Below are 15,694 nucleotides of genomic sequence, written 5' to 3'. Positions count from 1 at the left end.
CACGCGCTGTCCGGCCAGGTCGCGGCCGCCGCCGCGGACGGGGCAGAATTCCGAGCAACAGCTCAGTTCGGCGGCTACTCGCTTCCACGCCCTCAGGAGGGGAGTCGTGACCTCGGAACAACGCAGGCTCGAGCCGCGCAAACAGCCGCGGCAGGTCCGTGCCGAGCTGACCCGGCAGCGCATCCTCACCGCCGCCGGGCAGGTCTTCGCCGAGTACGGCTACGCCGCGGGCACCACGAACCGGATCGCCGAGCGGGCGCGGGTCTCGATCGGCTCGCTGTACCAGTACTACCCGAACAAGGACGCGATCCTGGCCGAGCTGCTCGTCCGCCACCTCGACGCCGACGGGGCCACCGCGGTCCTCGAACGGTTCAAGGACCGCGCCGAACCGCTCGAGGACGTCGTCCGGGTCTTCGTGCGCACCGTTATCGACAACCACCTGGACGACCCGCAGCTGCTGCGGATCATGATCGAGCAGGCACCCCGCTCGGGGGAGCTGCTGCAGCGGGTCACGCGGCAGGAGTGGGAGATGGTCGGCCACCTGAGGGAGCTGCTGGAGCGGCACCCCGAAGTCGGGGTGCGGGACAAGGAAACCGCCGCCCGGCTCGTGACGTCCACTGTGGAGCTGACCGTGCACCAGCTCGTGGCCGCGCCCGGTTCGATCGACACGGACCGCCTGGAGCACGAGCTGGTGGCCATGGTCACCGGTTATCTCCGCGCCGGCACCTGAAACCCCCTGTTTCTCAGGTAGCATGTCCTGCATGTCAGGAAAAGATGCCGGGCGGACTTCGGGTTACCGCGAGCGGAACTCCACCGCGGACCGCGCGCTGGACATCCTCGGCATCTTCACCGACGACCGCGCGGTGGTGTCGGGGACGGAGGTCGCCGAGCACCTGGGGACGTCCCGGTCGACGGCCTACCGCTACCTGCAGAGCCTGGTGACCAACCGGTTCCTCGAAGAGGCACCCGGTGGCGGGTTCCGGCTCGGGCTGCGTGTGCTCGAACTGGCCAGGGTGGCGCGGCGCGCCTACGGGCTGTCCGACATCGCCCTCCCCGTCATGCGGCGCCTCGCCGCCCAGACGCGGGAGTCGGTGCTGCTGACCCGGCGGTCGGGGGACCGAGTGGTGTGCCTGGACCGCGCCGAGTCGGTGGCCCACCCGGTGCGGATCTCCTACGAGCGGGGCAGCGCGCTCCCGCTCAACGCGGGCGCGTCGGCGCTGGTGCTGCTGGCCTGGGCGGACCCGGTCGAGATCCGGACCCTGCTCGAGCACGCCCACCTGAGCTCGTTCACCGGTGCCACCCTGACCGACGTGGACGAGCTGATGACCCGGCTCGAGCGGATCCGCCGGGCCGGCCATTCCGTCACCCGCGGCGAACTGGACAGTGACGTGCTCGGCATCGCGGCGCCGATCCGCGACGAGTCGGGCGCCGTCGTCGCGGCGGTCAGTGTCGCGGCGGTGGCCTCGCGGGTGCCGCCCGCCCGGCAGCCGGAGGTCGTCGCCGCGGTGCGCGCGGCCGCCGGTGAGATCAGTGAGCGTTTGACGACGGTGGCCGGCTGAGGCGCCGTTCGCCTCCGCCGGCCACGCTGGTCAGGCTTCCCGCCGCACCCTGTTGGTGAGGGAGCCGATGCCGTCGACTTCGACAGTGATCTCGTCGCCGTCGTGGAGGAACACCTGCGGGTCCCGGCGGTAGCCGACGCCGCCGGGGGTGCCGGTGAGGATGACGTCGCCGGGCAGCACGGTGGTGAAATCCGAGACGGTGGCGATGAGCGTCGGGATGTCGAAGATCAGCCGGGAGGTGTCGGAGTCCTGCAGTTTGCGTCCGTTGTGGATGGTGCGGATTCCGGCGGCGGAGACGTCGGCCTCCTCCGGGGTGACGAGGTAAGGGCCGAGTGGTGTGGAGTGGTCCCAGGTCTTGCCCTGCAGCCACTGGTGGGTCTTGTACTGGTAGTCCCGCATGGTCACGTCGTTGGCCACGGTATAGCCGAGGATGTGCTCGGCGGCCTGGTCGCGGGGGATGCGCCGGCCGGCGCGGCCGATCACGACGGCGAGTTCGGCTTCGTAGTCCACTTGGGACGATTCGGCCGGTAGCAGGATGTCGTCGCGGGGACCGATGAGGCTGGAGGCGAACTTGGTGAACATGACGGGGTAGTCCGGCAGGTCGCGACCCGTCTCGCCGACGTGGGTGAGGTAGTTCAGGCCGACACAGATGATCTTGTCCGGTCGCGGGACGACCGGGCAGAGGTACACGTCGTCCACGGACACGGCCTGGCCGGGCAGCTCGACCGCGGTCGTGAGCGCGTCGGCGGGGGTGTCGCGGCCGAGTTCGGTGAGGCCGGCCAGCGGGATCAAGCGGTCGCCGGACACGCGGCCGACGCGGCGGCGGCCCTGGTGTTCGTAGGTGGCGTAGGGCACGGGTCAGTTCCCTTCCGAGGTGCGGCGCCATTTCGCGAGCTGTCCGCCCCAGAGGTTCACGCTGGTGGGCACGGGTTCCCACCGGCGGGGGACGTAGGTGACGCGGTCGTCGTGGAACTTCTCCATTTCGGCGGAGAGTTCGACGTGGTTGCCCGCGGGGTCGTCGAAGAAGATGAAGAGGTTGTTGCCGGGGCCGTGGCGTCCGGGGCCCCAGACGACGTCGACCTCCTGTTCGGTGAGCCGGTCGCACCAGGCCTTGAAGTCCTCCCACTCGGCCAGGTCGTAGGAGTAGTGGTCCAATCCGGACTGTCCGGTGTGGACGACGGCGAGGGTGTGGTGGTCGCGGTCGGAGCGCAGCCAGGCGAAGCGGCCGTCGGCGAGCTGGTCGGAGATGCGGAACCCGGCGACGCCGGTGTAGAAGGCGACCATGGCGGGCAGGTCCGCGGTGGCGAGGGTGACGTGCTGGTACTTGATGGGGCGGCGCCCGGTATCGGCGGCGTGCTCGCCGGCGCGGCGGACCGGGGTGTGGAAGTGCACGGTGTTGCCGTCGGGGTCGGTGCACACCAGGCCCCGGGGTTCGGTGCCGGTGGCGTCGTCGAGGTAGGACGGGTCGAGTTCGGTAACGGTGTGCCCCGCCTCGCGCAGTCGCTTCTCCAGCGCGGCGAGGCCGTCGGCGTCGCGGACCTCGAACCCGATGTGGTCCAGGCCCGGTTCCCCGGGCAGCAGGTCGATGACGTGGTGCCCGAGCCCCCAGCCGAGGCGCCGGCCGCCGCCGGGGAGGTCACCGTGCGGGGTCAGGCCGAGGATGCGGGCGTAGAACTCGGCCGCGGTGGCGACATCGGGGACCCGGAGGCCGATGTGGGAGGTCGCGGTGCGGCGCAGGGTGCCGGCGGCGGCGGGTTCGTCGAGCACGACACGGTTGGGGCGGGACACGGGTTCCTCCTTGGTCTGGGGGTCAGGCATGGGCTGGGGTGGCGAGGTGCAGCGCCCCGGTGAGCGCGGGCAGGTGGCCGGGCGGCCAGGACGCGGCGATGAAGTGGTCCGGGCGCAGCAGCACGATCCGGCCGCGGTGAGGCGTGAATTCCTGGTCCATACGACCGTCGACGTCCACCAGGAGGCGCCCGCCACCGGCGGGAAGACGGTTGTCGACGGCGATCCGCGCGGTCGAAGGCGCCAGGTGCCCGAGTGGCTTCGCGGCGTCGTCGAGGTCGGCCGCGGACGTGCCCACCGCGAGCAGGGCCCAGCCGGTGCCGAGCGCGTCGTCGAGCAGGCGGATCGACGAGGTGGCGGTGTCGAAGACGCGGGGCTGCCCGATCATCGTGCCCGCGGGGGGAACCAGCAGTCCCGTCCGGTAGGTGTGCGGTGGGCGGTACCGCATTTCCTCGAAGAAGGCGCGTTTGGCCGGATCGCGGAGGATCGTGGTGAAGTAGGCGTCACGGCGGGCGGCCCACCGGGCGTCGGTGCTCATCACGATCCGGCCCAGCCGTTCCGACAGCCGGACGGTGGCCTCGGCGTGCGGACGGCGTTCCAGTTCGTAGGTGTCCAAAGCGGACTCGGTCAGCCTGCCCGCCAGGACGTCGGCGATCTTCCAGCACAGGTTGGCGGCGTCGCGGACACCGGAGTTCAGGCCCTGTCCGGCGAACGGCGGCATCATGTGCGCCGCGTCGCCCAGCAGGAACACCCGGCCCGCCCGCCACCGGTCGGCGACGAGACCGTGGAAGCGGTAGATCACGGCCCGCTCGACCTGCCGCGGGGTGATCGGGCGGAACGGCGCGAGCAGCCGCCGCACCAACGCGAAACCGGGATGGTCGTCGGGGCCGCCTTCGCCCTCGTGCAGCAGGAACTCGTAGCGGCACCGGCCGTCGCGGCCGGGCACGATGACGTGCGGTCGGCGGGGGTCGCCGTGGTGCATCCCGTAACGCTCGTCGTGGTGGTCGCCGAGCACGTCGGCGACCAGCCACGACTCGGGGTGGCTGCGCCCGGTCATCCCCACGCCCAGCAGGCCGCGGATCGTCGAGCGGCCACCGTCGCAGGCCAGGACGTACTCGGCGTGCACGGCGCCCGTCGTCCCGTCCGCCCGCCGGTACCGCACCTCGGCGCCGTCGCCGTCCTGGTCGAGCGCGGTGACCTCCGCGCCCATCCGCACCGTGACGCCGCGGTGCGCCACCAGCGAGGCGTGCAGTTCGCGTTCCAGGTCCGGCTGGGCGAACGGGTTCTTGAACGGGTAACCGAACCGGCCCGGCTGCGGCGCGCGAGCCTGCAGCACCGGGCGGCCCAGCGCGTCGTAGTACCGCGTGCCGATGCCGGGCACGATGACCTTGAGGATCCGCTCGGCCAGCCCTGCCGACTGGTACACGCGCAGAGCCTCGTCATCCAGGCTGATCGCCTTGGGCGCGTCGCTGGTCGTCGCGTTCCGTTCCAGCACGACGACCCGCACCCCTCGCGCGGCCAGCAGCGCTGCCGCCGTCATCCCCACGGGCCCGGCGCCCACGACGGCCACCTCGGCGCGGAGCGACTCCATGTCCACCCTCATGCGCCGACGCTGTCTCCCACGCACACGCCGGGCACGGCGATCCGAGTGAAGAGGTGCGGTGAGATCGTGCAGGTGTCGGGGTAGCGGGCGAGCAGGCCCTGGAACTCCTCGGAAGCGAAGGCCCGCGCGAGGGCCTGGGCGTTCTCCCAGAGCGCGATGTTGACAAAGCTGGTGCTGCCCTCGGTTCCCTTGTGCATCTGCGCCGACAGGCACCCGTGCGAGAGCATGTACGCCGCGTCCTCCCGCCAGAGGTCGAGGAACTCCGCCTCGAAGCCCGGCGGGACGGTGAAGCGGTTGATCAGGACCACCGGGCCGGTCCCGCTGCCGGCCAGCTGCTGCTGGAAGGTGGTCGCGGGATCGAGCTGGACCATTTTCATCAGGGGTCTCCTTATTGCTGGGGGTGTCAGGCGTGCACGGTGACGGGCAACGATTCGAGGCCACGGAGCACGTTGTTGAAATGGCGGACCGGTTCGCCCGCTTCGATCCGGGAAACCCGGCGCAGCAGTGCCCGCAGGAGCGCCTCCCCTTCCAGGCGGGCCAGCGCCTGCCCGGCACAGCCGTGCAGGCCGTAGCCGAAGGCGAGGTGGTCGGCGTTGTTCCGCGTGATGTCGAAGCGGTCGGCGTCCGGCCATTTGCGCTCGTCGCGGTTGGCGGATCCGTACAGGACAGCCAGCCGGGCGCCTTCCGGGACGGTGATGCCGTCGACCGTCCACGCGGTTCGCGCGGTGCGGCCGAAGACCTGGACCGGCGATTCGTAGCGCACGATTTCGCGGAACGCCTGCGGGACCAGGGACGGGTCGGCGCGCAGCGCGTCCCACTGGCCGGGGTGCCGGGCCAGGAGCCAGATCGTGTGCCCGATGGAGTGCACCGTGGTGTCCATGCCCGCGACGACGTAGGTCATCAGCAGCCACGGGGCGGCCTCCGCCGGGAGCTGCCCCGCGTCGACCGCGTCGAACACCGCCCTGCCCATGCTGCCTTCGGTGAGTTGGTCGCGGGCCGCGTGGGTGACCACCCACTCGGCCAGCGTCGGCAGCCGCGGCACGGATGCCCGGGTGCGGTCGTTGTCCGGGCCGAAGCAGTTGAAGTTCGCGTCGATGAGGGGGAGGAGCTCCTCCCGGCCCTCCTGGGGGAGGCCGATCAGGTCGCCGACGACCTCGACCGGGAACCGCCGCGCGAGGTCGCCGACCGCGTCGAAGGAACCCCGTGCGACGAGCGCGTCGACTATCTCTTCGGCGCGGCGGTCGATCTCCGGTTGGAGTGCCCGCAGCGCAGGACGCGCCAGGCGCCCGGCCAGGACGTTCCGCTGCGCTTCGTGGAGCGGGGGATCGGAGCGGATGATGCCGTCGCCGATGTAGTGGTTGAACTGCGTGTTGAGCGCGATGTCGGCCGAGGAGAACGATTCCCAGTCGCCGAGGACGTGGCGTGCTTCCGCGTACCGGGGGACGGCGAACACGTCGAAGCGGTCGAGGTGGACGACCGGTCCCGCGTCACGGAGCTCGCGGAAGACGGGGTAGGGGTCGGCCATGACGTCCTCGCAGAACAGATCGACGTCCGACCGCGGTGCGGTGGCGATCGCGTGCATCGCGTTCCCTTCAGTGGGTGGGCAGTTGCTGGGCGAGCTTGGCGAGTTTCGGCGCCGGGGCGGGAAAGTTCACCGCGGCCGCGGTGCCGGGCCAGACGAGCAGGGCGCGCCGGCCGGCGAGGGACCCTTCGAGCACGGTGGGCTCACCGGCCGGCGGCAGGTGCCCGGCCAGGCGGATCTTCAGGCCGAAGGCCTCGGTCCAGAAGAACGGCACGTGCCCGCGCGCGGGACGCTCCGGCTCGCGGCCGAGCAGTGCGGCGGCCGCGATCTTGGCCTGGGACAAGGCGTTCGACCAGTGGGGCGTCCGCACGTGCCCGCCGTCGCGGCGGACGGAGGTCACGTCGCCGGCGGCGACGATGCCGGGAGCGACGCGGCACGCCTCGTCCGTCACGACCCCGTTTTCGAGGGGGAGACCGGTGCCGTGCAGCCATTCCGTGTTGGGAACGTCGCCGACCGCCGTCACCGCCAGGTCGGCATCGACGGAAAACGTGCCGTCGGCGGACGTCAGCCTGCTGGGCCGGCCGTCGGTGAAGCCGACCCGGAGGCCTGTGCCGGTGACGCGGACCCGGACGCCGTGGTCCGCCGCAGCCTCCAGGCACAGGGCGGACAGTGCCGGGCCGAGCCGGGAAAGCAGCGGCGTCACCACGTCGACGACCGTGACGGACTTGCCGAGCGCCGCGGCCGATGACGCCAGTTCCATCCCGAGGAAACCGCCGCCGGCCACCGCGACGTCGCGTGCACCAGCGAGGCTCGTCCGCAGGGCCACCGCGTCGTCGAGGCCGCGCAGGGTGATCTCGCCCTGCCCGGGGTCACCCAGCAGGCGCGCCCGGGCGCCACTGGCGATGACCAGGCCGTCGTAGCGGAGCTTGTCCCCGGTGGTGAGTTCGACGAGGTTCTTCTCGCGGTCGAGTCCGATGGCCCCGACCCCCGTGAGCACTTCGGCGTCGCCGGGAACCGGCAGGAACACGCTGTCGTCCGGCTCCGAGCCGACCAACACGCCTTTCGACAGCGGGGGCCGCGTGTAGGGCGGGTGCGGCTCCGCGCCGACCATCGTGATGTCACCGTCGAAACCCAGCCCCCGCAAGGCATTCGTGCACGCACAGCCCGCCTGGGAAGCGCCCACGACGACCACGTGGCGCCGAGTGGTCACGACCGCACCGGCGAGGCGGAGATCCTCAGTGCCGCGACCGGACAGGCGTGCACCGCGGCCTCGGCGAGCGGCTTCTGCCCGGGCGCGACCTCGGCCACGTCGATGACCAGCTCGTCGTTCTCGTCGAGGTGCACCAGGCCCGGCGCGGCCTGTTCGCACATGCCGTAGCCCTCGCACCGGCTCCTGTCGACCGTGAGCCGAGCGGATTCCCCTTGCTCCATCGCAACTCCTGAACAGCCTCGGGCCGGGCGGCGAACGCTGCGGCTCCGGCGGGTGATCTCACGCTAAGAGCGGATAGACCTGATTGTCAAACCACCTGTCCCGAATATCAGGACAGTTTGAGTGTCCTATTTATCAGGATCACGATTTTGAGTCATAGGACCATGCGCTAGTGTGGTTCTGGCACACCACGACAAGGAGGTCGCCATGCCGGTCGTCGAGGACGTCATGGTGCTGGGAGCCGACGCTCCACTGAGGAGCGTCACCCGCGACGAGAACCTGTTGCTGTCGCCGCCGCACCCGCCGAAGGTGCCGCTCAAGTTGTGGCGTGACCATCCGCTGCTGAGCGTCGTGCACTTCCCGCAGGAGTACCGCGCGCAACCTTTCGCGCCGCCGCGCGGGGTGTACGAGAACGACGAGATCCGGGTCGAGTGGCAGACGATGGACAACCGGCAGCCGTTCTACCACCGCAACTGCGACGTGGACGAGATCTCCTACCAGATCGCCGGTGAGCGCACGCTGATGACCGAACTCGGCGTCATCGAACACCGGCCGGGCGAGTTCTCCCGCATTCCGCGTGGGGTGGCCCACGACAACTACGGGCGGGCGGAGAGCCATCTGTTGTTCTACCTCCCCGCGCCGGTCGCCGAACTGGCACCGCCCGACCGAGAGTCCGGGCCGGTGTTCCCGCCGTTCCCCGGCTGGCAGCCGGGTGCGGTGAACGAGGCGGTCACGCAGTGCATGGGCACGCCCGGGCACGACATCACCGTGTTCGGTGCCGACGAACAGCGGCTGCTGGAACAGGTGCACGCCGAGGACGAACGGATGACGGTGCTGCGCGCCGATCCGGGGCTCGCCACCACGTGGCTGTACGGCACAGATCGCATCCGGCTCGGTGTGGTCACCACGGCTCCCGGCGGGCGGCGCCGGTACCGCCGCACACTGGACGCGGACGAGATCCAGTACCAGGCACGCGGTACCCGGACGTTGATCACCCAGCGTGGGGTCGTCGACCTCGGGCCCGGCGATTTCGTCCGCATCCCACTGGGGATCTCCCACGCGAGCGTGGCCAGCGAGCCCGGCGAGTACCTCAGTCTGCTCTCACACCGCGAGCTGCCGCAGATCGGCGAAACCTCGCGCACCGCAGAGCCCTGCTCGGCCGCACTGCTCGACAGCCTGGACGCGGAGGTCCGCGCATGACCACCATGCTCGCCGTGCGCGCCCACCGCGGCGCCGACGCGCTCGTGCTGGAAGACGTGCCGGTGCCGGTACCGGGTCCCCGGGACGTGCTCGTCAAGGTCGCCGCCGCGGGGCTGGCGCCGGGCATGGTGCGGCTGCTGGCACAAGGGGCGTTCAAGCACCTGCCCACGACCCTCGGCCACGAAGCGGCCGGTACCGTCGCGGCCGTCGGGAGCGAGGTGGGCGGGGTCGCGGTCGGCGACCGGGTTCGGGTGCACCCGAACCTGAACTGCCGCGAGTGCGGGTACTGCCGGTCCGACCGCGACATGATGTGCGCGCAGCAGGCCATGCTCGGCCACGCCGCCTGGTCCGCCGTCCCGATGCCGCTGTACGAGGAGTACCACGACGGCGGGCTCGCGGAGTACGTCCGCGTCCCGCACTGGCTGATCGACCCCCTGCCCGATTCCGTCGGCTTCGACGTCGCGGCCAAGGTGCACGACCTCGCGAACGCCGTCCGCGCGCTCAAGTGCGCCGGCCTCCCGTTCGGCTCGACCGTGGTGGTCACGGCGGCGACCGGGACCATGGGAACCGCGACCGTCAAACTGGCCGAGCACTTCGGCATCGCCCGGCTCGTCCTCGTCGGCCGGGACAGCGCACGGCTCGAATCCGTGGGTCGGCTCAGCGGCCTGCCCGCGGACTTCGTCGCGTTGAACGACCTTCCCGGGGACTGGGCGACCAGCGGGGCGCTCACCCGCCGTCTGCGCGAGCTGGTGCCACACGGGGCGGACGCCGTCGTGGACTTCCTCCCCGGCGGGCCGGGCGCCGTCCAGGCGATGGCGGCACTGGCCACCGGCGGCACGCTGGTCCACATGGGAGCGAACACGGATCCGCTGCGGCTGCCCCCGATCGCGCTCATGGTCAACTGCTGGCGCTTCGTCGGCACCCGCGCCTGCACCCGCGCCGACGCCCGGGAAGTCCTGCGGCTCCTGGAAACCGGTGCACTCCAAGCCGATGACCTGATCACCCACCGCTTCCCCCTCACCGACGCGATCAAGGCCGTCGACGCGATGCAACGCCGCGACGAACCCATGTGGATGACCGTCGTGAACCCCTGAGCCCATTCCGAACCGACCCCTACGAGAGAGCGACGTCCTTGGTCTCCTTGGTGCACAGCGCGATGACCAGGCCGCTGCCGAGGCACAGGCCGACCAGGTACACCATCAAGGCCGTGGTGGACCCGTGCGTGTTCGCCGCGAGCGCGGCGACGACCAGCGGGGTGAAACCCGCGCCCACCACGCTCGCCGTCTGGTACCCGAGCGACACACCCGTGTACCGCACGTGTGTCGGGAACTGCTCGCTGATGAAGGCCGCCACCGGGCCGAACGCCACCCCCTGACACAAGGCCAGTGCCAGGACCAGAGCTGTCAGGACGAGTGCGAAGCGCCCGGAGCCGAGCATGAGGAACACGGGGTAGGTCAGCACGACCATGCCGGCGAGACCGGCGAGCATGATCGGCCGCCTGCCGTACCGGTCCGACAGCCACGCCGCCCCGAGCGTGCCGGGGATCGCGAGCGCCTGTGAGATCGCGAACGCGAGCAGCGCCGCCGATCTCGTCAGCCCGTGGCCCGCCGAGTACGTGACCCCGTAGGTCGCGAACATCGCCTGGATGGCGAAACCGGCCAGGCAGGACAGAAATACCACGATCACGGCGCGCGGCCTGCGCAGAACCTCGATGAACGGCGGGCGCCGCCTTTCCGCCTGGGGCGCGGCCTCGCGGAACACCGGGCTCTCCGCCACCTTCGTCCGGACGAACAGCCCGACGGCGAGCAGAACCGCGGAGAACAGGAAGGGAATCCGCCAGCCCCACGACAGGAACTGGTGCACGGGCAGCAGCCCGGCCAGCGCCAGCGCGACGGCACCCAGAACCGTGCCCGTCGGCGACCCGGCCATGGTGAAGGAAGCGGCCAGACCACGCCGGTGCTCCGGCGCGTGCTCGGCGGAGAGCAGAGCGGCGCCGCCCCATTCGCCGCCGATCGCCACACCCTGCACGACCCGCAGCAGCACGAGCAGGGTCGCGCCCCACGTCGGCACCGCGGGGATCACGCCGATCAGCGCGGAGGCCGCTCCCATCGCGGTCATCGACACGACGAGCATCCGCTTCCGGCCCAGCCGATCGCCGAAATGCCCGAACACCAGCCCACCGACGGGCCGGGCGACGAACCCCGCGGCCAACGTCGCGTAGGACGCCACCGTCGCGACGAGCGGGCTCAGGGACGCGAAGAACACCGGGCCGAACACCAGGGACGAAGCCGTGGCGTAGAGCGCGAAGTCGTAGTACTCGATCGTGCTGCCGAGGAAGCTCGAGAGGACGGCGCGGCGCGCGCCGGTGCCTCGCCGGGTCTGTTCCGCTGTCGTGTTCGCAAGCGCCATTGCCGCGATTCCTTTCAGGGGCCGGCCCGCGTGGTCAACTGCCCGGGAGGTTGCGCACCAGGTAGTCCCACACCTGCCGGATCGCACCGGGGGAGTAGATGTGCTCTCGTTTGGACAGTGCCTCGGACTCGCCGGACCAGGTGGGCCACCCGCCGTAGCCGTGGGTGAGAAGTTGTTGCTGCGCGGCCCTTTCCAGGAGGATCGCGGCGACGGTGGCCTCTTCGAGGTCCTTGCCGACGGTGACGATTCCGTGGTTGACCAGGAACACCGCACGGGCGGAACCGAGCCGCTGGGCGAGCCGCTCGCCCAGCCGCGGGGTCAGGATCAGGTCCGCTGTCTCGGTGAACCGCGGGACTTCCGGGGGTACGAAGAAGTTGGCGGCGTGGCTGACCGGCCGCAGTGGCTGTCCCGTGGCGGCGAGCGCCAGCGCGTAGGGGGAGTGGGTGTGGACCACGCCGCCCACGTCCGGCCGTGCCGCCATGATCTCGGTGTGGATGGGGTACTCGCTGTGCCGGGGGCCGCTCCCGGCGACGACCTCGCCGCCCGCGTCGACGAGGTGGACCTGGCCGGGCCCGACTTCTTCCAGGCCGAGCCCGGCTTCCTTGATCCACACGCCGCGTCCTTCCGGGTCACGCGCGGAGGCGTGGCCCCAGACGAGGTCACCGTGGCCGGCGACGCCCAGGACGCGGGAGGCGGTCGCGACGAGTTCGCGAACGTGGTCCGGCATCGGGGAAAGCTCCTGTCTCTCGGGCCGGTTTCAGCCGGCGTCGGGCCGCCGTGCCGGGATGGTGGCGGTGAGTTCGGTGTCGACGCCGAGCGGCTCGATCAGCGAGGCCCCGCCGGGCGACTCGAGCGGCTCGTCCCGGCCGGGCAGCGGCTCGTCGAAGAAGCGCTTGTTGTCCTCAGCCCACCCGGGAGCGGCGTCGGGCGGGCCGGCGGTGATGGCGCTGACCGGGCAGGCCGGCAGGCAGTTGCCGCACTCGATGCACTCGTAGGGGTTGATGTAGCGCTTGCGGGCGCCTTCGTAGATGCAGTCGACGGGGCAGGCGTCCACGCAGGACCCGTCGAGCTCGTCGACGCACTCGGCGCCGATCACGTAGGGCATGGGAAGTCTCCTTCGCCGTCAGGTGGCGGCAGTGGTCATCAGTTCGGTCGAATGACCGGGGAACACGGCCTCGCCGGGGCGCAGCCCGGCGGCCAGGTTGTTGATCGCAGTCGCTGCTTCCCCGAAACCGACGGCCATGATCCGGACCTTGCCCGGGTGCGTGGTGACGTCGCCGACGGCGAAGACGCCGGGAACACCGGTGGCCATCCGCTCGTCGACCACGATCTGCCGGGCCTCCAGCTGGAAACCCCATCGAGCCAAGGGGCCGAGGTTGGCGGTGTGGCCCAGTGCCGCGATCAGCGCGTCGGCGGGAAGGTGCTCCTCGCCGCCGTCGCGGCGGCGAACGGTGACGCCCTCCAGGCGGCTCGCCCCGTGGGTGGCGACCACCTCCGCGTCGAGGACGAAGCGGGCATTCGTCTCCCGCAGCGTGCTGACGGAGCGCGCGTGGGCGAGCATGGTGCGGCGCCGGTGCACCACGGTGAGCGAGCGGGTGACCGGTGCGAGCATGAGCGACCAGTCGACGGCGCTGTCCCCGCCGCCGACGACCACCACGTGCCGATCCTGGTACTCCTCGAGATCGCTCAGGGTGTAGCTGACTCCGCGGCCGAGGTGGGTCTCGGCGGCCGGGAGCCGCCGGGGCTGGAAGCTGCCGATACCGGCCGCGACGACCGCGCCGTCCGCGTGGACCCGGCGCCCCCGGTCGGTGGTGACGGTGAGGCGGCGGGAGCTGCCCGGCGAGTTGTGCGTGAGCGTGGTGGCCTGCTCGCCGAGCACCCACGCGGGGTTGGCGAATTCGGCCTGCTTGACCAGCGCGCCGGTCAGCTCGGCGCCGGTGACCTCGGGCAGCCCCGCGACGTCGTAGATCGGTTTCCCCGGGTAGAGCGCCATGAGCTGCCCACCTGGCGCGGGCTGGGAGTCCATCAGCACCACCGACAACTCCCGCATCCCGGCGTAGTAGGACGCGAACAAGCCGCTCGGGCCCGCGCCGACGATCAGCACGTCGGTGTCGAGGTCGGCTTCCCGGTCCTGGCCGGTCATGGCCGCCCCTTCCCGATGGTCTCGGCGAGGAACGACGTCGTCAGCTGCCACGCTTCCCGCGCCGCCTCCTCGTGGTACATCGCGGGACGCGCGTCGCAGTGGAAGGCGTGGCCCGCCCCGGGGAAGACCCTGATGCGCAGGTCGACACCGGCCTCGTCGGCGGCGGCGCGGAGCGCGTCCCGGTGCTCGGCCGGGATGGTCGGGTCCTGGTCGCCGACGAGCACCAGGACGGGCCCGGAGATGTTCTCGACGCGGTCGAGGACGGCGTGCGGCCCGGCGACGACCCCGGGTCCGTAGAACGCGACGGTCGCCCCGAGCCCGAGGGTGCTGGTCGCGGCGGTGATCGCGGCCCGGCCACCGAAGCAGAAGCCGACGACGGCGCAACGCTGGACGGGGATGTTCTCGGCGTCGAGGACGTGTTCCAGCACCGCGACGACGTCGGTGTCGATCTGGTCGGGGGAGATGGCGTCGATCAGCCCCATCGCGGTGTCCCGGTCGGCGTAGTCCACCGTCCCGCCGCCCGTGCGGTGGAACAGTTCCGGGGCCAGCGCGAGATAGCCCTCGGCGGCGACCCGGCGGGTGACGTCCTGGACGTGTTCGTTGACGCCGAAGGCTTCCTGCAGCACCAGGACGGCCGCCGGCGGGCTGACCGGGTCGGCGGGGCGCACGCGATACACGCGCATCGGACCGTCGCTTGTGGACACTTGCAGCCAGTCGCCCGCCGGTTCGGGAGCGGCGTTCATCGTGGTCGTACTCCTTCTCTCAGGCCCACATCAGGGCGCCGGACGCGTCCGCGCCATCACCGAGCGCCGAGTAGGTCTTTTCCGCGGCGGGGTGCAGCGGGATCGGGGCGGTGGCGATCGCCCGCGGGTCGAGCGGGTACGTGACCGGGCTGCGGTCGGCGGGCAGGTGGCGGTACTGCACCTCGAGCGCTTGCCGGGTGCACACCAGGCACCAGGCGATCAGGGCCGCGATGTCGTCGGGCAGGTCCTCGCGGCACACGAGCAGGAAATCGGAGAACTCCAGCGCGGTGAGGTCGTGGGCGAGACCGGGCAGGTAGCCGGACGGCACCGTCGCGGTGGGCCAGTGCCACCGCGCGAACGCCTCGGTCACCGCGGGATCGACGTCGAGGTAGGTGACCTCCTTCCGCTCGGTCACCCGCTGCCAGGCCGGGGTCATGATCGCTTCGTGGATCAGCACGTTGGCCGTCCCGTCGCGGAACGCGGCGATGGCCGGGAAGGGGCGTTCCGAGTAGACGAACCCGCCGCCCGCCTCGTCCAGGCGGGCGGCGGACACGCCGATCGCCTCCAGCTGGCGGTGAGCGGCCGCGCCGATCAGGTTGACGCCGTCGTCGGGGCTGGTCGCGACGCGCAGCTCCGGCAGCAGCTCCGCCAGCTCGCTCATCCGCGACACGCCCAGCGAGGCGTCGACACACGTGACCAGGCGGTCGCGCTGGGGAAGGGTGCCGAGGGCCCGCAGCCGTCCGGCGTCCGCGACGGCCAGCGGCCCGGTGCCGGCGGGCAGGCCCGCGGCCGCGGCGACCGGGGTCAGCAGCGCGGCGTCGACGTCGTGCGCGAGCACCGCGTGGACCGCGTCGGCACCACCGCGTCCCGACCAGATCCCGAAGCGGGAGCCTGGTGGGCAACGGTCCCCGAGCTCCTGGGCCAGCCAGCCGCAGATGCGGTGGAGGTTGGCCTGGCCCCAGTCGCCCTGGAAGATCAGCGAAATCTCCCTGTCGATGACGGGGGCGTCCTGGTTCGTGGTCACGAGGCGGCTCCGGCGACCATCGCGGCCAGCCGGCCGGCATCGAGGACGAAGTCGATTTCGTGGATTTCTTCGAACGGGAAACCGATCCGCTCGAACTCCTCCTCGAGCGCGTTCTGGTCGTCGGCTTCGTACACCGTCACGATGAACCCGGAGACGGTGTTGACGTAGAGGTTGCCGAACCGGGCGTGCACGCCTTCGGCGACGTCGGGTGCGTAGCCCGCGATCTCCTCGGGGGAGAGCCCGGGCGCGCGGTGGAGGGTCAGGAAAGTGGCCATGG

18 protein-coding genes are annotated in these 15,694 nt (G+C 71.4%); 4 read left to right on the top strand and 14 right to left on the bottom strand.

Annotated elements, in window-relative coordinates; translation table 11 throughout:
* Nucleotides 1–106: 106 nt before the first annotated feature.
* Both ABFX51_RS07095 and ABFX51_RS07090 read left to right on the top strand, forming a co-directional pair.
* Nucleotides 107–730, top strand: coding sequence for a TetR/AcrR family transcriptional regulator (locus ABFX51_RS07095; RefSeq protein WP_346052913.1), 624 nt, complete (start codon nt 107–109; stop codon nt 728–730).
* A 31-nt stretch (nt 731–761) separates the two neighbouring features.
* Nucleotides 762–1,559: an IclR family transcriptional regulator gene (locus ABFX51_RS07090; protein ID WP_346052911.1), complete on the top strand. Its 798-nt coding sequence runs from the start codon at nt 762–764 to the stop codon at nt 1,557–1,559.
* A 30-nt stretch (nt 1,560–1,589) separates the two neighbouring features.
* Here the strand turns inward: ABFX51_RS07090 and ABFX51_RS07085 are convergent, their stop codons facing one another.
* Genes ABFX51_RS07085 through ABFX51_RS07055 form a run of 7 tightly spaced genes read right to left on the bottom strand, consistent with a single transcriptional unit; the run spans nt 1,590 to nt 7,900 of the window.
* Nucleotides 1,590–2,414: a fumarylacetoacetate hydrolase family protein gene (locus ABFX51_RS07085; RefSeq protein WP_346052909.1), complete on the bottom strand. Its 825-nt coding sequence runs from the start codon at nt 2,412–2,414 to the stop codon at nt 1,590–1,592.
* Between the two features lie 3 nt (nt 2,415–2,417).
* Nucleotides 2,418–3,347 (bottom strand): VOC family protein, encoded by a 930-nt coding sequence (locus ABFX51_RS07080; RefSeq protein WP_346052907.1) that lies wholly within the window; start codon nt 3,345–3,347, stop codon nt 2,418–2,420.
* Nucleotides 3,348–3,369: 22 nt separating this feature from the next.
* On the bottom strand, nt 3,370–4,947 hold the full coding sequence (locus ABFX51_RS07075) for a bifunctional 3-(3-hydroxy-phenyl)propionate/3-hydroxycinnamic acid hydroxylase (RefSeq protein WP_346052905.1): 1,578 nt from the start codon (nt 4,945–4,947) through the stop codon (nt 3,370–3,372).
* On the bottom strand, nt 4,944–5,324 hold the full coding sequence (locus ABFX51_RS07070; RefSeq protein ID WP_346052903.1) for an antibiotic biosynthesis monooxygenase family protein: 381 nt from the start codon (nt 5,322–5,324) through the stop codon (nt 4,944–4,946). Before ABFX51_RS07070 ends, ABFX51_RS07075 begins: the two co-directional genes overlap by 4 nt.
* Nucleotides 5,325–5,350: 26 nt before the next feature.
* Nucleotides 5,351–6,529, bottom strand: coding sequence for a cytochrome P450 (locus ABFX51_RS07065; RefSeq protein WP_346052901.1), 1,179 nt, complete (start codon nt 6,527–6,529; stop codon nt 5,351–5,353).
* 10 nt (nt 6,530–6,539) lie between these two features.
* Entirely contained in the window at nt 6,540–7,679 is a 1,140-nt protein-coding gene (locus ABFX51_RS07060) for an NAD(P)/FAD-dependent oxidoreductase (RefSeq protein ID WP_346052899.1), read from the bottom strand.
* On the bottom strand, nt 7,676–7,900 hold the full coding sequence (locus tag ABFX51_RS07055) for a ferredoxin (protein WP_091515802.1): 225 nt from the start codon (nt 7,898–7,900) through the stop codon (nt 7,676–7,678). The genes ABFX51_RS07060 and ABFX51_RS07055 overlap by 4 nt, the downstream gene beginning before the upstream one ends.
* Nucleotides 7,901–8,105: 205 nt before the next feature.
* Between ABFX51_RS07055 and ABFX51_RS07050 the strand changes: the two genes are divergently transcribed.
* On the top strand, nt 8,106–9,098 hold the full coding sequence (locus ABFX51_RS07050) for a hypothetical protein (protein WP_346052897.1): 993 nt from the start codon (nt 8,106–8,108) through the stop codon (nt 9,096–9,098).
* The gene (locus ABFX51_RS07045) at nt 9,095–10,192 is read left to right on the top strand and encodes an alcohol dehydrogenase catalytic domain-containing protein (RefSeq protein ID WP_346052895.1); all 1,098 of its coding nucleotides are present in this window, start codon (nt 9,095–9,097) and stop codon (nt 10,190–10,192) included. The genes ABFX51_RS07050 and ABFX51_RS07045 overlap by 4 nt, the downstream gene beginning before the upstream one ends.
* Nucleotides 10,193–10,211: 19 nt before the next feature.
* Here ABFX51_RS07045 and ABFX51_RS07040 read toward each other — a convergent pair whose 3' ends face one another.
* Genes ABFX51_RS07040 through ABFX51_RS07010 form a run of 7 tightly spaced genes read right to left on the bottom strand, consistent with a single transcriptional unit; the run spans nt 10,212 to nt 15,692 of the window.
* Nucleotides 10,212–11,507 carry an MFS transporter gene (locus ABFX51_RS07040; RefSeq protein WP_346052893.1) on the bottom strand — a complete coding sequence of 432 codons (1,296 nt, stop codon included), beginning with the start codon at nt 11,505–11,507 and terminating at the stop codon, nt 10,212–10,214.
* 34 nt (nt 11,508–11,541) lie between these two features.
* The gene (locus ABFX51_RS07035; protein WP_346052891.1) at nt 11,542–12,234 is read right to left on the bottom strand and encodes a class II aldolase/adducin family protein; all 693 of its coding nucleotides are present in this window, start codon (nt 12,232–12,234) and stop codon (nt 11,542–11,544) included.
* 30 nt (nt 12,235–12,264) lie between these two features.
* Complete coding sequence (locus ABFX51_RS07030) at nt 12,265–12,612, bottom strand: ferredoxin family protein (RefSeq protein WP_346052889.1); 348 nt, start codon at nt 12,610–12,612, stop codon at nt 12,265–12,267.
* An 18-nt stretch (nt 12,613–12,630) separates the two neighbouring features.
* On the bottom strand, nt 12,631–13,650 hold the full coding sequence (locus tag ABFX51_RS07025) for an NAD(P)/FAD-dependent oxidoreductase (RefSeq protein ID WP_346052887.1): 1,020 nt from the start codon (nt 13,648–13,650) through the stop codon (nt 12,631–12,633).
* Nucleotides 13,647–14,393, bottom strand: a complete 747-nt coding sequence (locus ABFX51_RS07020) for a dienelactone hydrolase family protein (protein WP_346052885.1) — start codon at nt 14,391–14,393, stop codon at nt 13,647–13,649. The genes ABFX51_RS07025 and ABFX51_RS07020 overlap by 4 nt, the downstream gene beginning before the upstream one ends.
* Before the next feature lie 19 nt (nt 14,394–14,412).
* On the bottom strand, nt 14,413–15,417 hold the full coding sequence (locus ABFX51_RS07015) for a TAXI family TRAP transporter solute-binding subunit (RefSeq protein WP_346052883.1): 1,005 nt from the start codon (nt 15,415–15,417) through the stop codon (nt 14,413–14,415).
* Nucleotides 15,414–15,692, bottom strand: a complete 279-nt coding sequence (locus ABFX51_RS07010; RefSeq protein WP_091515703.1) for a hypothetical protein — start codon at nt 15,690–15,692, stop codon at nt 15,414–15,416. Before ABFX51_RS07010 ends, ABFX51_RS07015 begins: the two co-directional genes overlap by 4 nt.
* Nucleotides 15,693–15,694 lie beyond the last annotated feature (2 nt).

Source organism: Amycolatopsis dongchuanensis (assembly GCF_039542405.1).
GTDB lineage: Bacteria > Actinomycetota > Actinomycetes > Mycobacteriales > Pseudonocardiaceae > Amycolatopsis_E > Amycolatopsis_E sacchari.
The sequence above is the reverse complement of the archived record's forward strand: the minus strand, read 5'-3'. Positions and strand labels throughout refer to the sequence as shown.

Excerpts from the sequence above, each read along its gene's own strand:
- ABFX51_RS07020 (WP_346052885.1), bottom strand. The coding sequence starts at position 14,393 with ATGAACGCCGCTCCCGAACCGGCGGGCGACTGGCTGCAAGTGTCCACA.
- ABFX51_RS07030 (WP_346052889.1), bottom strand. The coding sequence starts at position 12,612 with ATGCCCTACGTGATCGGCGCCGAGTGCGTCGACGAGCTCGACGGGTCC.
- ABFX51_RS07090 (WP_346052911.1), top strand. The coding sequence starts at position 762 with ATGTCAGGAAAAGATGCCGGGCGGACTTCGGGTTACCGCGAGCGGAAC.
- ABFX51_RS07045 (WP_346052895.1), top strand. The coding sequence starts at position 9,095 with ATGACCACCATGCTCGCCGTGCGCGCCCACCGCGGCGCCGACGCGCTC.
- ABFX51_RS07010 (WP_091515703.1), bottom strand. The coding sequence starts at position 15,692 with ATGGCCACTTTCCTGACCCTCCACCGCGCGCCCGGGCTCTCCCCCGAG.
- ABFX51_RS07075 (WP_346052905.1), bottom strand. The coding sequence starts at position 4,947 with ATGAGGGTGGACATGGAGTCGCTCCGCGCCGAGGTGGCCGTCGTGGGC.
- ABFX51_RS07035 (WP_346052891.1), bottom strand. The coding sequence starts at position 12,234 with ATGCCGGACCACGTTCGCGAACTCGTCGCGACCGCCTCCCGCGTCCTG.
- ABFX51_RS07070 (WP_346052903.1), bottom strand. The coding sequence starts at position 5,324 with ATGAAAATGGTCCAGCTCGATCCCGCGACCACCTTCCAGCAGCAGCTG.
- ABFX51_RS07055 (WP_091515802.1), bottom strand. The coding sequence starts at position 7,900 with ATGGAGCAAGGGGAATCCGCTCGGCTCACGGTCGACAGGAGCCGGTGC.
- ABFX51_RS07065 (WP_346052901.1), bottom strand. The coding sequence starts at position 6,529 with ATGCACGCGATCGCCACCGCACCGCGGTCGGACGTCGATCTGTTCTGC.
- ABFX51_RS07025 (WP_346052887.1), bottom strand. The coding sequence starts at position 13,650 with ATGACCGGCCAGGACCGGGAAGCCGACCTCGACACCGACGTGCTGATC.
- ABFX51_RS07040 (WP_346052893.1), bottom strand. The coding sequence starts at position 11,507 with ATGGCGCTTGCGAACACGACAGCGGAACAGACCCGGCGAGGCACCGGC.
- ABFX51_RS07050 (WP_346052897.1), top strand. The coding sequence starts at position 8,106 with ATGCCGGTCGTCGAGGACGTCATGGTGCTGGGAGCCGACGCTCCACTG.